The sequence below is a fragment of the Nitratireductor sp. ZSWI3 genome, assembly GCF_024655565.1.
Classification (GTDB): Bacteria; Pseudomonadota; Alphaproteobacteria; order Rhizobiales; family Rhizobiaceae; genus Nitratireductor.
Genome location: NZ_JANKOF010000056.1, coordinates 15,492 through 32,318, shown reverse-complemented (window position 1 = coordinate 32,318; position 16,827 = coordinate 15,492). Strand labels below are relative to the sequence as shown.

The 16,827-nt window shown below is 65.2% G+C and carries 16 protein-coding genes and 1 pseudogene; 5 read left to right on the top strand and 12 right to left on the bottom strand.

Annotated features, from left to right (window positions below):
• Positions 1–51 precede the first annotated feature (51 nt).
• Complete coding sequence (locus tag NUU27_RS16510) at positions 52–714, bottom strand: hypothetical protein (protein ID WP_257763241.1); 663 nt, start codon at positions 712–714, stop codon at positions 52–54.
• 182 nt (positions 715–896) lie between these two features.
• Positions 897–1,409: a DinB family protein gene (locus NUU27_RS16505; RefSeq protein WP_257763240.1), complete on the bottom strand. Its 513-nt coding sequence runs from the start codon at positions 1,407–1,409 to the stop codon at positions 897–899.
• A 109-nt stretch (positions 1,410–1,518) separates the two neighbouring features.
• On the opposite strand from NUU27_RS16505, the gene NUU27_RS16500 reads away from it, so the two are divergent.
• A complete protein-coding gene (locus NUU27_RS16500) occupies positions 1,519–2,211 on the top strand; it encodes a glutathione S-transferase family protein (RefSeq protein WP_257763238.1) in 693 nt (230 codons plus the stop codon).
• A gap of 93 nt (positions 2,212–2,304) precedes the next feature.
• Positions 2,305–2,727 carry a nucleoside-diphosphate kinase gene (gene ndk / locus NUU27_RS16495; protein ID WP_257763237.1) on the top strand — a complete coding sequence of 141 codons (423 nt, stop codon included), beginning with the start codon at positions 2,305–2,307 and terminating at the stop codon, positions 2,725–2,727.
• Positions 2,728–2,845: 118 nt separating this feature from the next.
• Here the strand turns inward: ndk and NUU27_RS16490 are convergent, their stop codons facing one another.
• The 6 genes and pseudogenes from NUU27_RS16490 to NUU27_RS16465 form a co-directional block, all read right to left on the bottom strand.
• Entirely contained in the window at positions 2,846–5,092 is a 2,247-nt protein-coding gene (locus NUU27_RS16490; protein WP_257763236.1) for a bifunctional diguanylate cyclase/phosphodiesterase, read from the bottom strand.
• A gap of 168 nt (positions 5,093–5,260) precedes the next feature.
• Positions 5,261–5,731 carry a molybdenum cofactor biosynthesis protein MoaE gene (locus NUU27_RS16485; protein ID WP_257763235.1) on the bottom strand — a complete coding sequence of 157 codons (471 nt, stop codon included), beginning with the start codon at positions 5,729–5,731 and terminating at the stop codon, positions 5,261–5,263.
• Between the two features lie 2 nt (positions 5,732–5,733).
• Positions 5,734–5,985, bottom strand: coding sequence for a molybdopterin converting factor subunit 1 (gene moaD / locus NUU27_RS16480; RefSeq protein WP_257763234.1), 252 nt, complete (start codon positions 5,983–5,985; stop codon positions 5,734–5,736).
• Positions 5,986–5,988: 3 nt separating this feature from the next.
• Complete coding sequence (gene pgsA, locus NUU27_RS16475) at positions 5,989–6,588, bottom strand: CDP-diacylglycerol--glycerol-3-phosphate 3-phosphatidyltransferase (RefSeq protein WP_257763233.1); 600 nt, start codon at positions 6,586–6,588, stop codon at positions 5,989–5,991.
• Positions 6,589–6,683: 95 nt separating this feature from the next.
• Positions 6,684–8,555: pseudogene (gene uvrC / locus NUU27_RS16470) on the bottom strand (excinuclease ABC subunit UvrC); the annotation flags it as partial.
• A gap of 89 nt (positions 8,556–8,644) precedes the next feature.
• Positions 8,645–9,409: an SDR family oxidoreductase gene (locus NUU27_RS16465; protein WP_257763231.1), complete on the bottom strand. Its 765-nt coding sequence runs from the start codon at positions 9,407–9,409 to the stop codon at positions 8,645–8,647.
• A gap of 272 nt (positions 9,410–9,681) precedes the next feature.
• On the opposite strand from NUU27_RS16465, the gene NUU27_RS16460 reads away from it, so the two are divergent.
• Positions 9,682–10,437, top strand: coding sequence for an outer membrane protein (locus NUU27_RS16460; RefSeq protein WP_257763230.1), 756 nt, complete (start codon positions 9,682–9,684; stop codon positions 10,435–10,437).
• 60 nt (positions 10,438–10,497) lie between these two features.
• Here the strand turns inward: NUU27_RS16460 and NUU27_RS16455 are convergent, their stop codons facing one another.
• A complete protein-coding gene (locus NUU27_RS16455; protein WP_257763229.1) occupies positions 10,498–11,439 on the bottom strand; it encodes a calcium/sodium antiporter in 942 nt (313 codons plus the stop codon).
• A gap of 302 nt (positions 11,440–11,741) precedes the next feature.
• Between NUU27_RS16455 and NUU27_RS16450 the strand changes: the two genes are divergently transcribed.
• Positions 11,742–12,413 (top strand): outer membrane protein, encoded by a 672-nt coding sequence (locus tag NUU27_RS16450; RefSeq protein WP_257763228.1) that lies wholly within the window; start codon positions 11,742–11,744, stop codon positions 12,411–12,413.
• A 48-nt stretch (positions 12,414–12,461) separates the two neighbouring features.
• On the opposite strand, the gene NUU27_RS16445 is transcribed toward NUU27_RS16450, so the two are convergent.
• The 3 genes from NUU27_RS16445 to NUU27_RS16435 all read right to left on the bottom strand — a co-directional run bounded on the left by NUU27_RS16445 (position 12,462) and on the right by NUU27_RS16435 (position 14,525).
• Complete coding sequence (locus NUU27_RS16445; RefSeq protein WP_257763227.1) at positions 12,462–13,124, bottom strand: ribonuclease T2; 663 nt, start codon at positions 13,122–13,124, stop codon at positions 12,462–12,464.
• Between the two features lie 16 nt (positions 13,125–13,140).
• A complete protein-coding gene (locus NUU27_RS16440; protein WP_257763226.1) occupies positions 13,141–13,581 on the bottom strand; it encodes a hypothetical protein in 441 nt (146 codons plus the stop codon).
• 80 nt (positions 13,582–13,661) lie between these two features.
• Positions 13,662–14,525: a 23S rRNA (adenine(2030)-N(6))-methyltransferase RlmJ gene (locus NUU27_RS16435; RefSeq protein ID WP_257763225.1), complete on the bottom strand. Its 864-nt coding sequence runs from the start codon at positions 14,523–14,525 to the stop codon at positions 13,662–13,664.
• Positions 14,526–14,628: 103 nt separating this feature from the next.
• Here NUU27_RS16435 and NUU27_RS16430 point away from each other — a divergent pair, with 103 nt between their 5' ends.
• Entirely contained in the window at positions 14,629–16,731 is a 2,103-nt protein-coding gene (locus NUU27_RS16430) for a molybdopterin-dependent oxidoreductase (protein ID WP_257763224.1), read from the top strand.
• Positions 16,732–16,827 lie beyond the last annotated feature (96 nt).

The window sequence follows — 16,827 nt, the reverse complement described above, 5'->3', positions numbered from 1 at the left end:
GCCGGGAGGCGGGCCGCTGCGGGGTTTATTCCAAGGGAGGTGGGTTCGCGATCAGCGTGCCGCGGCCTGACGCAGGGCCTTGCACATCTGCACGAGGTCGTAGTCCCAAGCGTTGGGATCGCGCAGGATGCTGACGCAGCGCTTCCTGAATACGGCGATCTGCTGGTTGCTCAGGCTGCTGGCAGCCCGCAATCCGTTCTTGCCCCCACCGAAGATGCCGCGGCCATTGCCGGTGCCGGGATTGCCGGTGCCGGGCGAAGTCGTGGATCCGCCGACGCCGAGATCGACATTGGCGTTGACGCCGCCGCTGCCAACGGTTGCGCCGACGCTGGCGTTCAGGCCGCCGCTGCCGCCGAGCGAAGCGGTGGTGTCGGAATCGATGAGATTGCCGCCGCCGCCCACCGTGGTGCTGCTGCTGGCGTTGAGACCGTTGCTGCCGCCGACGGAGGCGTTCGCGTCGACATTGGCGAGGCTGCTGCCGCTGAGAGCCGACGCGCCGACATTTGCGTTGGCGCCGCCGAAGTCCGCATTGACGTCCGCGCTCACCCCGTCGTTTGTGCCGACCGAGGCGGAGATGCCGCCGACGCTGGCGCTGAGGCCGCCGCTGTCATTTCCGCCGACGCTGACGCCGCCCAGATCGAACGCCGCCGCAGGTGCTGCCACAAAAAGTGCGAAGGCACCGCACGCCATACCGGCGAAGATTTTGCTGCGCATAGGATTCATGGTCATCCTCCTGTTCCGAGCCGCTAGTTGGCTACCAGAACAAGGATAATGTATTTTTGAAATATTGGAGTGATCAGTTGAAGTGTGGGTTTAGGGATGACACCAGGAAGGCTATGATTATATTAAAAATTAACTTTAATGGCGTAGTATTTTTCGATTCTGGGGCTCGAATCTCAGGAAAAGGCCCGTCCTGCCGGCGTTCTTTGGAACTGGATCAGGTCGAGCGAGGGCGGATCGCGATCGAGCAGTGACAGGATGGTGTGCGCCTGGCCGCGATGATGGGTCTGATGATTGAAGAAGTGGCTGAGGGCCGGCGCCATACGCTGCGACACCGTGCGCACATCGGTGACGGTCACATAGGTGAAGCGGCCGGACAGCGCCTCTTCATCGAGGCCGGAGATCCAGGCGAGGATGCGGCGGTCTTCCGCCTCCCGGGCGATCCTCAGTGCCGGCAACGCCGTGTGGAGAACCGCGTCTAGACGGTTCGGAGCGTCCCCTTCGCCCGTGAAGCGCTTCATCCAGATGCGGTCGGCGACGAGCACGTGGTTCAACGTGCCGATCATGGATTTGAAGAAGGCGCCGACGTCTCGACCGAGCGCCTCGGCATCGAGTGCGGCTGCCGCATCGTAAATCCTCTCATTGGCCCATAGATTGTAGGCCGCCATCATTTCGAAATGCTGTTTCATGGATGTCTTCACCGGTAATTTGCTTCGCGCGCAGCCTAACCCATTGCGCACGGCATGAATTGTGAAATCTTTTGCATCGTTCGATCACCCCCGCGCGGAAAGGAATGCAATGCCGATCATGCTTTATGAACTCGTGGGCCGCGACAAGGCGCGCCCGTTCAGCCCGCACTGCTGGAAAGTGGCCTTCGCCCTGGCCCACAAGGGCCTCGACTTCGAGACGGTTCCGACCCGATTCCTCGAGGTGCCGCAAATCGAGGGTGGTGCCTCGAAGATCGTCCCGGTGATCCGCGACGGCGAGCGGCTGGTCGCCGATTCCTTCGCCATCGCGCTCTATCTGGAGGAAACCTATCCGGACCGCCCGACGCTGTTTGCCGGCAAGGGCGGCGCGGCGATGGCCCGCTTCATCGAGAAATGGTCGCAGTCGACGCTGCACACCTTCATCGGCGCAGCGCTTCTCCTCGACATTCACGACTGTCTCGAGGAGGCCGACCAGGCCTATTTCCGCGAAAGCCGCGAAACGCGCTTCGGCAGGACGCTGGAGGAGACCGTGGATGGCCGCGAGGCGCGTCTGGAAGCGTTCCGCGCAGCGCTCGCACCGCTGCGCCTGATGCTCGGCACGCAGCCGTTCCTCGGCGGCGAGGGGCCCTTGTTCGCCGATTACATCGTCGCCGGCGCCCTGCAATGGGCCCGCGTCATCTCGCCGTTCCGGCTTCTGGAGGAGGAGGATCCCGTCGCTGCCTGGTTCGAGCGCTGTCTCGATCTGCATGGCGGGCTGGGGCGGCGCACAAAAGCTGCCGCCTGAGGCCTTCCCTTGTGCGGCGCAGCCCGCTATAGAGCGCGCCATCTCCCGATATGAGCCGGCGGCTCGAAATTTTCCCAGATCGAAGGACACGACATGGCGATCGAACGCACTTTCTCAATGATCAAGCCGGATGCCACCAAGCGCAACCTGACCGGTGCCATCACCAAAAAGCTGGAAGACGCTGGCCTGCGGGTCGTCGCCTCCAAGCGCGTGTGGATGAGCCGTCGCCAGGCGGAAGGCTTCTACGCCGTGCACAAGGAGCGCCCCTTCTTCGACGAGCTGTGCGAGTTCATGTCGTCTGGGCCGACGATCGTCCAGGTTCTGGAAGGCGAGAACGCCATCCTGAAGAACCGTGAGGTCATGGGCGCCACGAACCCGGCCGACGCCGCCGAGGGCACGATCCGCAAGGAATTCGCCACCTCCATCGGCGAGAACTCGGTGCACGGCTCTGACGCGCCGGAGACGGCCGCCGAGGAGATCCGCTACTGGTTCTCCGACGTCGAGATCGTCGGCTGATCGCTTGAACGGGATGAGGAAAAGTGTGAAGTGGTTTTCCGCCCGCATCCCGCTCTGACATAAACGCGATCTGAGCCGAACGGCCTGCAACGGAACCGGGGCGCGAGCCCCGGTTTTTTTATGCCTCCTGACGGGAGCCCGGAAAGCGCAGGATGGATGCCGGGTTCCGCTCGGCGATGAACCTGGAGAAGCGCTGTTCGGTCAATGCTGGGGCGTAGCGCCAGCCCTGGAAGAAGGTGCAGCCGGCCGTCCGCAGGAAGGCCTCCTGCTCGGTCGTCTGAACATGCTCGGCAACGACCGACAGGCCGAGCGATGCGGCCATGCTCAGCATGCTGTGCACCAGCGCCCGGTCTGTCTCGCTCTTTTCGATGTCGGTGATGAAGCTTCCGTCGATCTTCAGCTCGTCGAAAGGGAGCTTTCTGAGATAGGAGATCGAGGAATAGCCGGTGCCGAAATCGTCGAGCGACAGGCGCACGCCGAGCGCCTTCAGCTCCTTCATCCGCCGGGCGATCTGCATGTGATCTCCGGCCAGCACCCGTTCGGCCATCTCCAGCGTCAGGAGTTGCGGGTCGACGTCGTTCTGCTCGAGAAGCGTCTGCAGGAAATCGACGAATTCGGCGTCGCGCAACGACTGCAGGCTGATGTTGATGGCCATCCGCAGGCCGGCCGTGCGCGGCGACTTGCTCCACCGCGCCAGGGCCTCGACGCCGTTCTGGAGCACGGCCCGCCCGAGCGGTTCGGCAAGCCCGAACTGCTCCGACAGCGCTACGAAGTCGCCAGGCACCATCCGGCCGCGCGTCGCGTGGTTCCAGCGCAACAGCGCTTCGGCGCCGATCACGTGGCCGGCCGCATTGACCTGCGGCTGATAATGCAGTTCCAGCGTGTTGCCGTTGAGCGCGATGCGCAGGTCGTTGAGCAGGCGGAAGCGCTGGCGCTCCGCCTCCAGCACCTTCGGATCGAACAGCGCCACGCCGTTCCGGCCCGATGACTTGACCTGGTACATGGCCAGATCGGCATTCTTCATCAGGCTTTCGGGGCTCGTTTCACTGCCGTCGAAGACGAGGACGCCGACACTGGCGGAGGTCTGGTGCACCAACTCTCCAAGATGGAACTCCCGGCGCAGGGCCGAAAGAACCCGGTTGGCGCAGACGATGGCGTTGCGCGTCGTGCCGGCAACGCCGCTGCCGGCCAGAGCCAGGACGACGACGAACTCGTCGCCGCCGATGCGGGCAACCGTGTCGTCAGGCCCGACCGCGGCCCGCAGGCGCTCCGCCACCTGCTGCAGGAAGGCATCGCCAATATCGTGCCCCATCGTGTCGTTGAGGGTCTTGAAGTTGTCGAGGTCGATGAAGAGAAGTGCGCCGCGCTGGTTCGTCTCGGAGCACTTGCGCAGTTCCTGGCCCACATGGTCGAACAGCAGGCGCCGGTTGGGCAGGCCGGTCAGCGGATCGTAGAAGGCGAGCTGCTGGATTTTGGTTTCCGTCTCCTTCTGCGCCGAGACGTCGGCGAGATAGCCGTGCCAGACGATGCCGTTCTCGACCGCCTCCGGCGAAGCCGTGACGCGCAGCCAGCGTTGCTCGCCGCTCATCGTCGAGAGGCGGAACTCGCAGTCCCACGGTCTCATCCGCATGCCGGAATCCCTGAGCGATCCGATGTACTTCAGGCGGTCTTCGGCATGGATCATATGCAGGAAGGCGTTTGGATCCTTGGGCGGCGGGCCGTCCGCGAAGGCGAGAAGCTGGCGGAAGCCCCTGGAGGTGTAAAGGGTGGTGAAGCGTCCACCCTTGAAGCGCTGCAACTGGAACAATCCGCCGGGAAGCTGCGACGCCAGCTTTTCGTACATCTCGTGCAGATGCAGGCGCCTGACCGTTTCGGTGACCTCGCGCACCGAGCCTTCGCAGCGCAGCGGCCGGCCGCTGCTTCCGTCGCGCACGAGACGGGCGGATTGGCTGACCCAGATGCGTTCGCGCGTCTTGTGACGGAAGACTTCCGAAACGAAGTCGTCGACCTTGCCGTCGCGTTCGAGGGCCTTCTCGAAGGCCGCCCGGCGCTCCGGGTCGACGTACCATTCGCCGATATTCCCGACCGCGGCGAGAAGCTCGGCCTCGGTCTCGTAGCCGTTCAGGCGGGCGAAGGCGGCATTGGCGCTCGTCAGGCGGCCATCCGGCTGTGCCCGATAGACGCCTTCCGACAGATGGTCGATCAATTCGCTGTGCTGCTGCCGCTCCTCGCGCGCCGAGCGATAGAGCCGCGTGAGGCGCATGAGCCTCCACAGGAGCGCCGCGCAACTGATTCCGCCCGCCGCGGCGATCAGCCAGGCGGGTTCGCTCAAAAGTACGGATGCCATTGCAAACAGGTCGGACATATTACCCCCAATCGACCGTGCTTGATGGAAGCTGTAGTCCTTTTGACTTGCGGAAGTCCTGCGGTCCTCGGAGAAACGAAGTCTATCCTTAGGGAAAAGTAAACCCGTTTCGGCGGTCCGGGTACCGGCGGCTGCGCACCGCACAAGCGGCGGCCGAACCGGTAAATGTCAGCGCTGCCAGCGCTGCATGTCCTCGTGGTCCTGCTGCTTCGCCTCCACCCAGCGTGCCGCCGCATCGCCGGCCGCATGCTCCTTCTTCCATAACGGGGCGCGGGACTTCAGGAAGTCCATCAGGAAGTCGGCGGCCTCGAAGGCGGCCCGCCGGTGCGAGGAGGCGGCAACCACAAGGACGATGTTCTCGCCCGGTCTGATCCTGCCGAAGCGATGGATCACGGTGAGGCCGGTGAGCGGCCAGCGCCGCGCGGCCTCGTCCGCGATGCGACCGATCTCGGCTTCGGCCATGCCGGGATAATGCTCGAGCTCGAGGGCTTCCAGGCGGCCGCCCTCGTCGCGGCAAAGGCCGGTGAAGGTGACCACCGCTCCGACGTCGCGCCGCCCTGCCGTCAGCCGCTCCACCTCGGCCGAAAGGTCGAAATCCGCCTCCTGGAGGCGCACCATGGGCTGGCAGGCGCCGGCCATCGTCAGCCTCCGGTCATCGGCGGGAAGAGGGCGATCTCACCATTGGCAGGAAGGGGCGCGGAATGGTCCACATGCTCGTGGTCGATGGCGACGCGGATCGCCTCGGCATGTTCCAGCGCCGCCGCATAGCCGTCGCCGCGACCGGCCAGCCAGGTGAGCAGGCCAGCAACCGTCGTCGTCTCCGGCGGCAACGTCACCTCTTCCTCGGCGACACCGATGCGTTCGCGCACCCAGGCGAAATAGACGAGCTTCACAGCCTACTCCTCGACGATGTGCTTCAGGCCGGCACGAAAGTAGTCGTACCCTGTATAAAGGGTGACGATGGCAGAAATCCAGAGCAGGGCGATGCCTGCCTGGGTTGTGTAGGGCAGGATCTTGTCGCCGGCCGGGCCGGCCAGCAGAAAGGCGATCGCCACCATCTGGATGGTCGTCTTCCATTTGGCGAGCTGGGTGACCGGCACGCTGACCTTCAGCGCTGCCAGATATTCGCGCAGGCCGGAAACGAGGATCTCCCGGCACAGGATGATGATGGCCGCCCACAAGGTCCAGCCGGCAATGGTGCGGTCGGTGTCGGCAGCCAGGAGCAGAAGGCAGGTGGAGACCAGCAGCTTGTCGGCGATGGGGTCCAGCATCCGGCCGATGTTGGAGGTCTGCTGCCAGGTGCGGGCCAGATAGCCATCAAAATAATCGGTGACGCTGGCCGCGATGAACAGGGCAAGCGCCGACCAGCGCGCGAAGTCGCTGGATTGCAGGCGCCCCTCGAAGAAAAAACACAGACCGATGGCCGGCACGGCGAGAATGCGCCCATAGGTCAACAGATTGGGAACATTGAAAGCGTGCGACGTGCGTTTGGCCATGAAAGCAATCCCGCCTGAACCTTCGCCTGTCAAATCAGAAGCCGGCATGGCCGGTCAAGCTCCGCGACGAACAACCGCGACGAAACGCCCCCGTTTCAGCCATTTTCGTGGAAGTGGTTGTAAATCTGGCGGGCGATGGCCTCGGAAATGCCGTCCACCACCATCAGATCGTCGATGCCGGCGCGACTGACCGCCTTGGCGGTGCCGAAATGATGGAGAAGAGCGCGCTTGCGCCCGGGGCCTATGCCGCTGATCTCGTCGAGCGGGTTCTTGATCATTTCCTTCTTGCGCCGTGCCCGATGCGAACCGATGGCGAAGCGGTGCGCCTCGTCGCGCAGGCGCTGGACGAAGTAGAGAACGGGATCGCGCGGCGGCAGCGAGAAGGAGCTTCTGCCGGCCATGAAGAAGCGCTCGCGCCCGGCGTCGCGGTCGACGCCCTTGGCCACGCCGATGGCCGTCACGCGGTCGGCGATGCCGAGGTCCTCGAGGATCTGCGTCGCGGCGGCAAGCTGCCCCTGGCCGCCATCGATCAGGATGACGTCCGGCCAGGCCGGCATTTCGCCATCGACGGCAGCCTCGTCCGCCGTCTCGTCGATCTCGCCGCCCGGCAGGCCGTTCTCCTTGATCAGGCGCGAAAAGCGGCGCTGCATGACTTCGCGCATCATGCCGTAGTCATCGCCCGGGGTGATGTCGGTGGAGCGGATGTTGAACTTGCGGTACTGGTTCTTGGCGAACCCTTCCATGCCGGCGACGATCATGCCGCCGACGGCGTTGGTGCCCATGATGTGGGAGTTGTCGTAGACCTCGATGCGGCGGGGCGTGCCGTCGAGGCCGAAGGTCTCTGCAAACCCCTCCATCAGCCGCGCCTGCGACGAGGTTTCCGCCAGCCTGCGTCCCAACGCTTCGCGTGCGTTCTGCAGGGCGTGGCCCGTCAGGTCCTTCTTCTCGCCGCGCTGCGGCACCAGCACCTGGACCTTGCGTCCGGCGCGCGTCGACAGCGCCTCGGCAAGCAGTTCCTGCTCTTCCACCTCGTGCGACAGAAGGAGCAGCCTCGGGCAGGGCTTGTCCTCGTAGAACTGGGCCAGAAACGCCCCCAGCACCTCGGCCGGCCCGAGCGCCGGGTCCGCCTTGGGGAAGTAGGCGCGGTTGCCCCAGTTCTGGCCGGTGCGGAAGAAGAACACCTGGATGCAGCTCTGCCCGCCCTCCTGATGGATGGCGATCACATCGGCCTCCTCGACCCCTTGCGGGTTGATGCCCTGATGGCTCTGGATATGGCTTAGCGCCGACAGCCGGTCGCGATGCGTTGCCGCCCGCTCGAAATCGAGCGTCTCGGCGGCCTCCTGCATCGCCCTGGCGATGTCGGCCTTCACCTTGCTCGACCGGCCGGAGAGGAATGCCTTTGCCTCGTCGACGAGTTCGGCATAGTCGGCCGGGCCGATCTCGCCCGTACACGGACCGGAGCAGCGCTTGATCTGATAGAGCAGGCAGGGCCGCGTGCGGCTCTCGAACACCGAGTCCGTGCAGCTTCGCAGGAGGAACGCGCGCTGCAGCGAATTGATCGTGCGCTCGACCGCACCCGCCGAGGCGAAGGGGCCGAAATAGTCGCCCTTGCGCGAGCGCGCGCCCCGGTGCTTGAAGATGCCGGGGGCCGGGTGGTCGCCGGTCAGCAGGATATAGGGGAAGGATTTGTCGTCGCGCAGCAACACGTTGAAGCGCGGGCGCAGCCGCTTGATGAGGTTCGCCTCGAGCAGCAGCGCTTCCGTCTCGGTGCGGGTGACGATGAATTCCATCGACGCCGTTTCGCGAACCATCCGGCCGATGCGGTTCGTGTGGCCGCGCCCTTGCGCGTAATTGGTGACGCGCTTCTTCAGGCTGCGCGCCTTGCCGACATAGAGCACGTCGCCCTCGGTGTTCATCATGCGGTAGACGCCGGGCGCGTTGGGCAGCCGCTTGACCGCCGCCTGGATGACCTCGATGCCGATGAGGCCGGTCGGCGTCTCGCCGGCATCCCAGCCGAGCGCTTCGGGCGCGGTCCTTACCGTGTCGCCTTGTGCGCTCATTCGGGTATCCCCGCCACGTCGGGCGTTTCCCATGCCAGATGCTGGCCGCCGTCGAGCGCGATCATCTGCCCGGTCACCGAGCGGGCTTCCCACAGATAGCGTACGGTTTTACCGAATTCGCTGAGGTCCGGCCCCCGTTTCAGGATCAGCGCGTCGATCTGGCGCTCGAAATCGGCCTGTTCCTGGCGCTGGTTCGGCAGCGTCGGCCCTGGCCCGATGGCGTTGACGCGGATGGCCGGGCCGAGAGCCTGGGCCATGGTGCGTGTCGCCGTCCACAGAGCCGACTTGGAAAGCGTGTAACTGAAAAAGCGAGGGTTGGGCCGCCAGACGCGCTGGTCGATCATGTTGACGACCAGCGCTTCGCCGCCCGCCGGCAGGGCGGCGGCAAGGGAGCGGGCGATCAGCGCCGGCGCCTTGAGATGCACGGCGAAGTGCCGGTCCCACACCGCATCGTCGAAGTCGGTCGCCGAATCATCATCGAAGACCGAGGCGTTGTTGACGACGATGTGCGGCACGCCGAGGAGGCCGGCGGTGCGCTCGACGAGCGTTGAGGCCTGCGCGCCGTCGGCCAGATCCGCCTGCACGACGACCGCCTTCCCCCCGGCGCCGGTGATCTCACGCGCCAGTGCGTCCGCTTCCCCTCGCGACTTGCCGCAATGGATGGCGACCGCGAAACCGTGCGCGGCGAGATCGCGGGCGATCGCGGCGCCGATCCGGCGCGCGCCTCCTGTGATGAGCGCATTCCTGTGAAACTCGACCATGGTGTTTCATGCCTAAACCGTGAGACCCGCGAATTCCAGTTCCGCGAGCCCCGCAAAGCCCATGTTCCCATGTAAGCCGATTGCGGCATCGGTCCAAGTCCGTGTCCCGGCCGGCCGCGACCCTGCTGACATGACCGCTTCGCGTTCCCTTACACGGTATCTTCTCAGTTGGGCTTTCTGTGCGCGGGAAAACGAGTTTAATGGTATCGATTGTTAAAAATATACATCGTAATCAAAGAAAAATTTGCGACTTAATTCGGACATAATATTAAATGAAGCCGTCGGTGCGGCACGATAAGTCTGTTTGTTGTGTGATATTGTGCTGCAATTTCATTATTATCATGGGATATAAAATGAATATTTATTCAAACGTCTTCTCGAAGGGTGCCGCCGGACTATTATTTTCCATTGCCGGTCCGTTGTCTGCGCATGCCGCCGATCTGGTCGAGCGCTCTCCCGTGTTGATGACTTCGCCGGTGATGGTGTCGACCCCCATCAAGAACTGGGAAGGTGGTTATGCCGGCGTCACGGTCGGCAAGGGATTCTCCGGCAAGAATAAGGACAATCAGAGCAACGTTCTCTCCCCGAAGGGGGCTCTTGGCGGTGCCTTTGCCGGGTGGAATTTCCAGAACGGCGGCTTCGTCTATGGTCTCGAAGGCGATCTCGGCTATAACGGGATGAAGACCAAAGGCGAGCCGGTGTCGGCAAAGGGTGGTCTCGACGGCTCGCTCCGTGGACGCTTGGGATACTCGGTGACCGACGATCTCCTCCTTTACACGACGGCCGGCTTTGCCGCCGGTCGCGTGACACTGACCGAGGGCGGCAAGTCGGACACCAACACGATGATCGGCTGGACGGCCGGCGCCGGCGTCGATGCCAAGCTCACGGACAATGTTTTCGGCCGCGTCGAGTATCGTTACACGAAGCTTGGCGACAACGGGAACAACACGTTCACGAGGGGTAGCGGCACCCGTGATGTGTCCTGGGGCAGCAACAGGATCCAGGTCGGCATCGGCATGAAGTTCTGATCGCCCCATGGAGCAACGCCGGATATTGTTCCGGCGTTGCCTTGCGAACCGCCCGTTCGCTCAGAACACAGTCACGATGTAACCCGCGAACCCGGCCAGCATCGCCCCGCCGATCGGCTTGCCCGCGGGGATCCGTGCGAAGCCCAGCAGTGCCAGTGCGACGCCGGCCGCCAGCATGACCCACATGTCGATCGAGATGATGCGCGGATCGACCGCCATCGGCGAGATGAGCGCGGTCAGGCCCATGATGCAGGCGATGTTGAAGATGTTGGAGCCGACGATGTTGCCGAGCGCGACCGTGGAGTGACGCTTGAGGGCGGCCGCCAGGCTGGTGGCGAGCTCGGGCAGGGAGGTTCCCACGGCGACGATGGTCAGGCCGATCACCGCGTCGCTCACGCCGAAGGTCTCGGCGATGCGCACGGCGCCGGCCACGGTGAGCTGGGCGGCGATCGGAAGGCCGATCACGCCGGCGGCCAGGAAGCCGAGCACGCGTTTGCGGTCATGCGGCGCGGGGCCGATCTCTTCGTGGAAGTCGTGGTCTGGCGGAACAGCGCCGGTCAGCGCGTCGTGCACCTGCCAGGCGACGAAGGCGCACAGCACCGCAAACAGGACCGCCCCGTCCAGCCGGCCGATGCCGCCGCTCGACAGCATCCACATGAAAAGGCCGGTCACCGCGAGCATGGCGGCGAGGTTGCGCCGCAGGCCCGCACCGTCCGCGCGCACGGGAAAGATGAGCGCCGGCAGGCCGAGCACCAGAAGGACATTGGCGATGTTGGAGCCGACGACGTTGCCGATGGCGATGCCCGGCGCCCCGGACACGGCCGCCTGCACCGAGGTGAAGAGTTCGGGAGCCGAGGTGCCGAACGCGACGACGGTCAGGCCGATGATCAGCGGCGAGACGCCGATGCTTTCAGCCAGCCCCACAGCGCCTCGAACGAAGATGTCGCCGGCGAGAAAAAGCAGCGTCACACCTGTGGCGAGGAGGAAAAGGCTGAGCAGCATCAAGGATCTCCAGGTTTCGAATCGCGCCGCGAATATAGGGACGCGGGGGCCGGTTCCCAAGCTGGACGAGACCGTTGTTGCCGGTTTGCAACATCATTTTTCCGCCTCAATCGCGCCGCCGAAAGACCCATTTTTGGGGCACGTTCAGCCTCATTTAGCACCCAGATAGGGCCATGCGATGTGCCGGCCGTTTCCTCCCAAGGCGGACGGGCAAGTCGCCAGCGTGGTGCGTTTTATGTGCATGAGGCCAGAGGGGCGCCCCACAGCGTTTGCAAATGCAAGTGGCTTAAGGAGTATGGATCATGAAAGCCAGTAAGAACCTCATCCTGTCTGCGGCCACCGCCGTTGGGCTCGTTTCCATCGCCGGCGCGGCGCAGGCTGCCGACGTCGTGATGGACCAGCCGCCCGCACCGCCCGCCGCGCCGGTGATTTCCACGCCGATCAATGGCTGGGAAGGCGGCTACGCCGGTATCGCGCTTGGCTATGGTTTCTCCGGTGAGACCGCGGCCGGCCTGCCCGCTCCGGGCAACGATATCGAGACCGACGGCTTCGTCGGCAACGGCTTTGCCGGCTGGAACTGGCAGTCCGGCAGCTTCGTCTACGGTATCGAAGGCGATGTCGGTTACAACGGCATGAAGGGCTCGAACGCCGGTGTCGAATCCAAGGGCGGCGTCGACGGCACGCTGCGCGCCCGCCTGGGTGTCGCGGCCACCGAAAACCTGCTCATCTACGGCACGGCCGGTGGTGCGGCGGAGCGCCTGAAGGTCTCCGACGCCGCGGGTTCGGACACCAACACCATGCTCGGCTGGACGGCCGGCGCCGGTGTCGATGCCAAGCTGACGGACAAGGTCTTCGGCCGCGTCGAGTACCGCTACACCAAGTTCGGCAGCGAGTCCTTCAACACCGGCAGCGGTGCACAGGACGTCAAGGACAGCAGCAACAAGATCCTCTTCGGTCTTGGTATGCAGTTCTGATCGCCGATCGGATGTTTTGGAAAAGCCGGGCCTCGCGCCCGGCTTTTTTTATCCGCCGCGTGCCGGCGGCATGAGCACCCCGGCGCTGCGGCAGCCGTTGCGGTCCACCGCCGGACAGGCGCGGAAGGCAAGCTCCTTCGTCAGGCAGATGCGCACCTCGCGCAGGTAGCGGCGGTCGCAGGTCACAGCCATGGCGGCCGGCTCGAGCCCCGGGTTGACGTCGCGGAAAAGCGTCTCGACCGTCTGCGGCGCCACCGTAAGCGGCGCGTCGAGCCGGGCGAACTCCTGCGGGATCTTGACCCGCTCGCGCGCCTTGCGGGCAAGGGCGAAGTAATCTTCCTGGTTCAGGCCCGAGCACATGCCGTGCTTGCGCCACTGGTGGCCGACGAGGCCGGCGGACGGCATGATGTCGCGATAAGCCGTTACCAGGGCATCGGCAACGCGCTGCGGCTGTCGGCTGCTGCAATGTTCGGGATAGCCCTTTTCGTATTGCGGCCACAATCCGTGCACCACGAAGGCAAAGGGGCGCGCGGCGCTGCATTGCTGCCGGTTGGCGTCTTCGCCTTCGGCGGCGCAATAGCTGGGCGACCAGCTCAGCGACAGGACGTAGAAGTCGAATTCACCGGCCGGCGCGCCACGCTCCCCGGCCGCCGCGCCGGCGGCAAACATCGCCGCCGCGGCGCACGCCGCCAGCCGCCGGATCATGCGCATGGAAGGTCCCAGGGAGCTAGCGCAGGACGCGGCAATGGCCGTCATAGACGTTCCAGCGGTCGAAGCCGGAAACGCAGAACTCGACATTGTTGCCGATGCCGGCAAAACCCTGGCCGTATTCGATCAGGTACCAGATCGTGCGGTCACGCCCGTCGGACAGGCGCGCCGTCGCCTGGCAGTAGCGCCGCTCGATCGGGCTGTCGACGCCGGCCGGGCGGAAACGTGTCTCGCGCGCACCGTAGAAATCGACGATGTCGACGTCGGGCAGGTTGACCACATGGGTCACCTGATAGCGAAAGCTCCTCTGGATCGCCGAGCGCACGGACGCGTCGGCACACACGCCGTCATATGCGGTGTAGACGCCCACCGGATCGGCGGCGTCCGCCGTCGTCATCGGTGCGAGCGTGGCGGCCAGCGAGGCTGCGAGGCCGGCGGCGAGTGCCTGAAGGCGTGCCATGTGCGAAGTCTCCCGATTGATTCAGCGCGCGATGCGCAGAGTTTTGCGCCACGCGGCGCAAAGGGTCAAGACGCGGCGCCTCAGGATGCCCGCCCGTCCTCGCCGGTCAGGCGCGTGAAGGCGGCGCGGCCCCGGCCATCCTCGCCCAGCAGGTCCGCGAGCGCCGGCAGCAGGACACGCATCTCCTCTTCCAGCACATAGGGCGGGTTGACGAGGATCACGCCGGTACCGTCGAGCCGCGGCTCGGGCGAGGGCGGGCGCACCTCCAGGCGGATGTCGACGATGTCCGCGATGCCGCTTTCGGCGAGCGCTGCGCGGAAGCGGGCGACGGCCTGATGATCCTTGATCGGGTACCACACGGCGTAAAGGCCGCCCGGCCAGCGGTGATGCGCCTTTTCGAGCCCCGCCACGACGCGCTCGAACTCGCCTTCCTTCTCGAAGGGCGGGTCGATCAGCACCAGGCCGCGCCTTTCCTTCGGCGGCAGATGCGCGCCGAGCGCCAGCCAGCCGTCGAGCTCGATCACGCGGGTCTGGAAGTCGCCGGCGAATTCCGCCTTCAGCACCGCGGCGTCCTGCGGATGCAGTTCGATCGCCGTCAGCCGGTCCTGCTTGCGCAACAGATGGCGTGCGATGCGCGGCGAACCGGGATAGCGCAGGACGCCGCCTTCCTGATTCACCGCGCGAACGGCATCCAGCAAGGGATTCAAAAGATTCGCCGTTTGCGGATCGAGCCTCGCCTCCACGAGCCGGCCGATGCCCGTCCGCCATTCGCCTGTCTTCTGCGCCTCCGGCGAGGAAAGGTCGTAGACCCCGATGCCGGCATGGGTGTCGACGACGCGGAAGGCCTTGTCCTTGCGCTTCAGATACTCGACGATGCGCACGAGAACGGCGTGCTTGACCAGATCGGCGAAGTTTCCGGCGTGATAGGCGTGACGGTAATTCATGCTCCGGTCCTTCGCTCCCATCGCGCCAGATGATGAATGGCAGCAGGTCTTTTCATCAAACTGGCTCTACTCGCCCGCGCCGAAAATCGCTAGTGTCGCGACCATGAACACACACGCCAGCATCCGCATCGGCCATTCGGCCTGCCCCCACGACTGCCCTTCCACCTGCGCCCTCGACGTCGAGGTGGCCGACGGCCGCATCGGCCGTGTCCACGGCGCCAAGGACAACAGCTACACCGCCGGCGTCATCTGCGCCAAGGTCGCCCGCTACGCCGAGCGCATCCATCACCCCGACCGGCTCCTGAAGCCGCTGGTGAGGGCCGGCGCCAAGGGCGAGGGGCAATGGAAGGAAGCCAGCTGGGAGGCCGCGCTCGACCGTGTCGCCGAAGCCTTCCTCAAGGCCGAGGAGAGGCACGGCAGCGAGACTGTCTGGCCCTATTTCTATGCCGGCACGATGGGGCTGGTGCAGCGCGATTCGATCGACCGCCTGCGCCATGCCCGGCGTTATTCGGGCTTCTTCGGCACCATCTGCACCAATCCGGCCTGGACCGGCTGGATGATGGGGGCGGGGGCGCTGCGCGGCCCCGATCCGCGCGAGATGGCGAAATCCGACTGTGTCGTCATCTGGGGCACCAATGCGGTGGCCACCCAGGTCAACGTGATGACGCACGCCGTCAAGGCGCGCAAGGAGCGCGGCGCGAAGATCGTCGTCATCGATGTCTATGACAACGCCACCATGAAGCAGGCCGACCTCGGCCTCGTGCTGAAGCCCGGCACCGACGCCGCACTCGCCTGTGCGGTGATGCATGTGCTGTTCCGCGACGGCCTGGCCGACCGCACTTTCCTCGAGCGCTATACGGACGATCCGAAGGGGCTGGAAGCGCATCTGAAGACGCGCACGCCCGAATGGGCGGCAGCGATCACCGGCCTTGCGGTCGATGAGGTCGAGGCGTTCGCCCGGCTCGTCGGCGAGACCAAGCGCACCTATTTCCGCCTCGGTTACGGCTTCACGCGCAACCGCAACGGCGCCGTGAACATGCACGCGGCGCTGTCGGTCGCTGCCGTCACGGGCTGCTGGCAGTACGAGGGTGGCGGCGCCTTCCATTCCAACTCGGCGATCTTCGGGCTCGACAAGTCGCTGATCGAGGGCCAGTCCTTCCGCGACCCCTCGGTCCGCTCGCTCGACCAGTCGCAGGTGGGCCGTGTCCTGACCAACGATCGGCAGGCGCTCAACGGTGGCCCGCCGGTGACGGCGATGCTGATCCAGAACACCAACCCGGCCAACGTCGCGCCGGAGCAGCGTCTGGTCAAGCGCGGCTTCCTGCGGGAGGATCTCTTCACCTGCGTGCACGAGCAGTTCATGACCGACACGGCCAGGCTCGCCGATGTGGTGCTGCCGGCGACCATGTTCCTCGAGCACGACGACATCTATCGCGGCGGCGGCCACCAGCACATCATCCTCGGGCCGAAGCTGGTCGAGGCGCCGGGCGAGGCGCGCGAAAACCTGTTCGTCGTCGAGGAACTGGCAAAACGCCTCGGCGTGGCGCATCTGCCGGGATTCGGGCTCTCGGCGCGCGAGCATCTCGACTGGATGCTCGGGCGGCGCGGGCTCGGCACCTTCGACAGTTTCAAGGCCGAACGCTGGGCCGACGTGCAGCCGGATTTCGAGACGGCGCATTTCGTGCACGGCTTCGGTCATCCGGACGGCAAGTTCCGCTTCCGCCCCGACTGGGTGGGCACGCCGGCGCCCAACCGGCCGCCCGAATCGATCGGCATCCAGGGCGCCCATGAGCGGTTGCCGGTGTTTCCTGATCACGTCGAGCTGATCGAGCTCGCCGATGCCGAGCATCCGTTCCGGCTGGCCACCTCGCCGGCGCGCAGCTTCCTGAATTCGAGCTTTTCGGAGACGCCGGGCTCGATCAAGCGCGAAGGGCGGCCGGAACTGATGCTGCATCCCGACGACGCGGCGATGCTGGGGCTCGCCGAGGGCGACCGGGTGGAGATCGGCAATCCGCGCGGCGAGGTGGTGCTGCATGCCAGATTGTTCGATGGCGTGCGGCGCGGTGTGGTGATCGCCGAGGGCATCTGGCCGAACGGCGCCCATGAGCGTGGCGAGGGCATCAACGTCCTGACCGGCGCCGACGCGGTCGCGCCCTATGGCGGGGCGGCCTTTCACGACACAAAGGTGTGGGTGCGCGCGGCCTAGATCGCGATGATTTTGGATTGAATCAATCCAAAATCATAAACGCGATCGATTCCAAAAATCAGAGCGGGATGCGGGCGGAAAACCGCTTCACACTTT

Coding starts and splice junctions, on each gene's coding strand:
- NUU27_RS16510 (WP_257763241.1), bottom strand. CDS start 714: ATGCGCAGCAAAATCTTCGCCGGTATGGCGTGCGGTGCCTTCGCACTT.
- NUU27_RS16505 (WP_257763240.1), bottom strand. CDS start 1,409: ATGAAACAGCATTTCGAAATGATGGCGGCCTACAATCTATGGGCCAAT.
- NUU27_RS16500 (WP_257763238.1), top strand. CDS start 1,519: ATGCCGATCATGCTTTATGAACTCGTGGGCCGCGACAAGGCGCGCCCG.
- ndk (WP_257763237.1), top strand. CDS start 2,305: ATGGCGATCGAACGCACTTTCTCAATGATCAAGCCGGATGCCACCAAG.
- NUU27_RS16490 (WP_257763236.1), bottom strand. CDS start 5,092: ATGTCCGACCTGTTTGCAATGGCATCCGTACTTTTGAGCGAACCCGCC.
- NUU27_RS16485 (WP_257763235.1), bottom strand. CDS start 5,731: ATGGCCGGCGCCTGCCAGCCCATGGTGCGCCTCCAGGAGGCGGATTTC.
- pgsA (WP_257763233.1), bottom strand. CDS start 6,588: ATGGCCAAACGCACGTCGCACGCTTTCAATGTTCCCAATCTGTTGACC.
- NUU27_RS16465 (WP_257763231.1), bottom strand. CDS start 9,409: ATGGTCGAGTTTCACAGGAATGCGCTCATCACAGGAGGCGCGCGCCGG.
- NUU27_RS16460 (WP_257763230.1), top strand. CDS start 9,682: ATGAAGCCGTCGGTGCGGCACGATAAGTCTGTTTGTTGTGTGATATTG.
- NUU27_RS16455 (WP_257763229.1), bottom strand. CDS start 11,439: ATGCTGCTCAGCCTTTTCCTCCTCGCCACAGGTGTGACGCTGCTTTTT.
- NUU27_RS16450 (WP_257763228.1), top strand. CDS start 11,742: ATGAAAGCCAGTAAGAACCTCATCCTGTCTGCGGCCACCGCCGTTGGG.
- NUU27_RS16445 (WP_257763227.1), bottom strand. CDS start 13,124: ATGCGCATGATCCGGCGGCTGGCGGCGTGCGCCGCGGCGGCGATGTTT.
- NUU27_RS16440 (WP_257763226.1), bottom strand. CDS start 13,581: ATGGCACGCCTTCAGGCACTCGCCGCCGGCCTCGCAGCCTCGCTGGCC.
- NUU27_RS16435 (WP_257763225.1), bottom strand. CDS start 14,525: ATGAATTACCGTCACGCCTATCACGCCGGAAACTTCGCCGATCTGGTC.
- NUU27_RS16430 (WP_257763224.1), top strand. CDS start 14,629: ATGAACACACACGCCAGCATCCGCATCGGCCATTCGGCCTGCCCCCAC.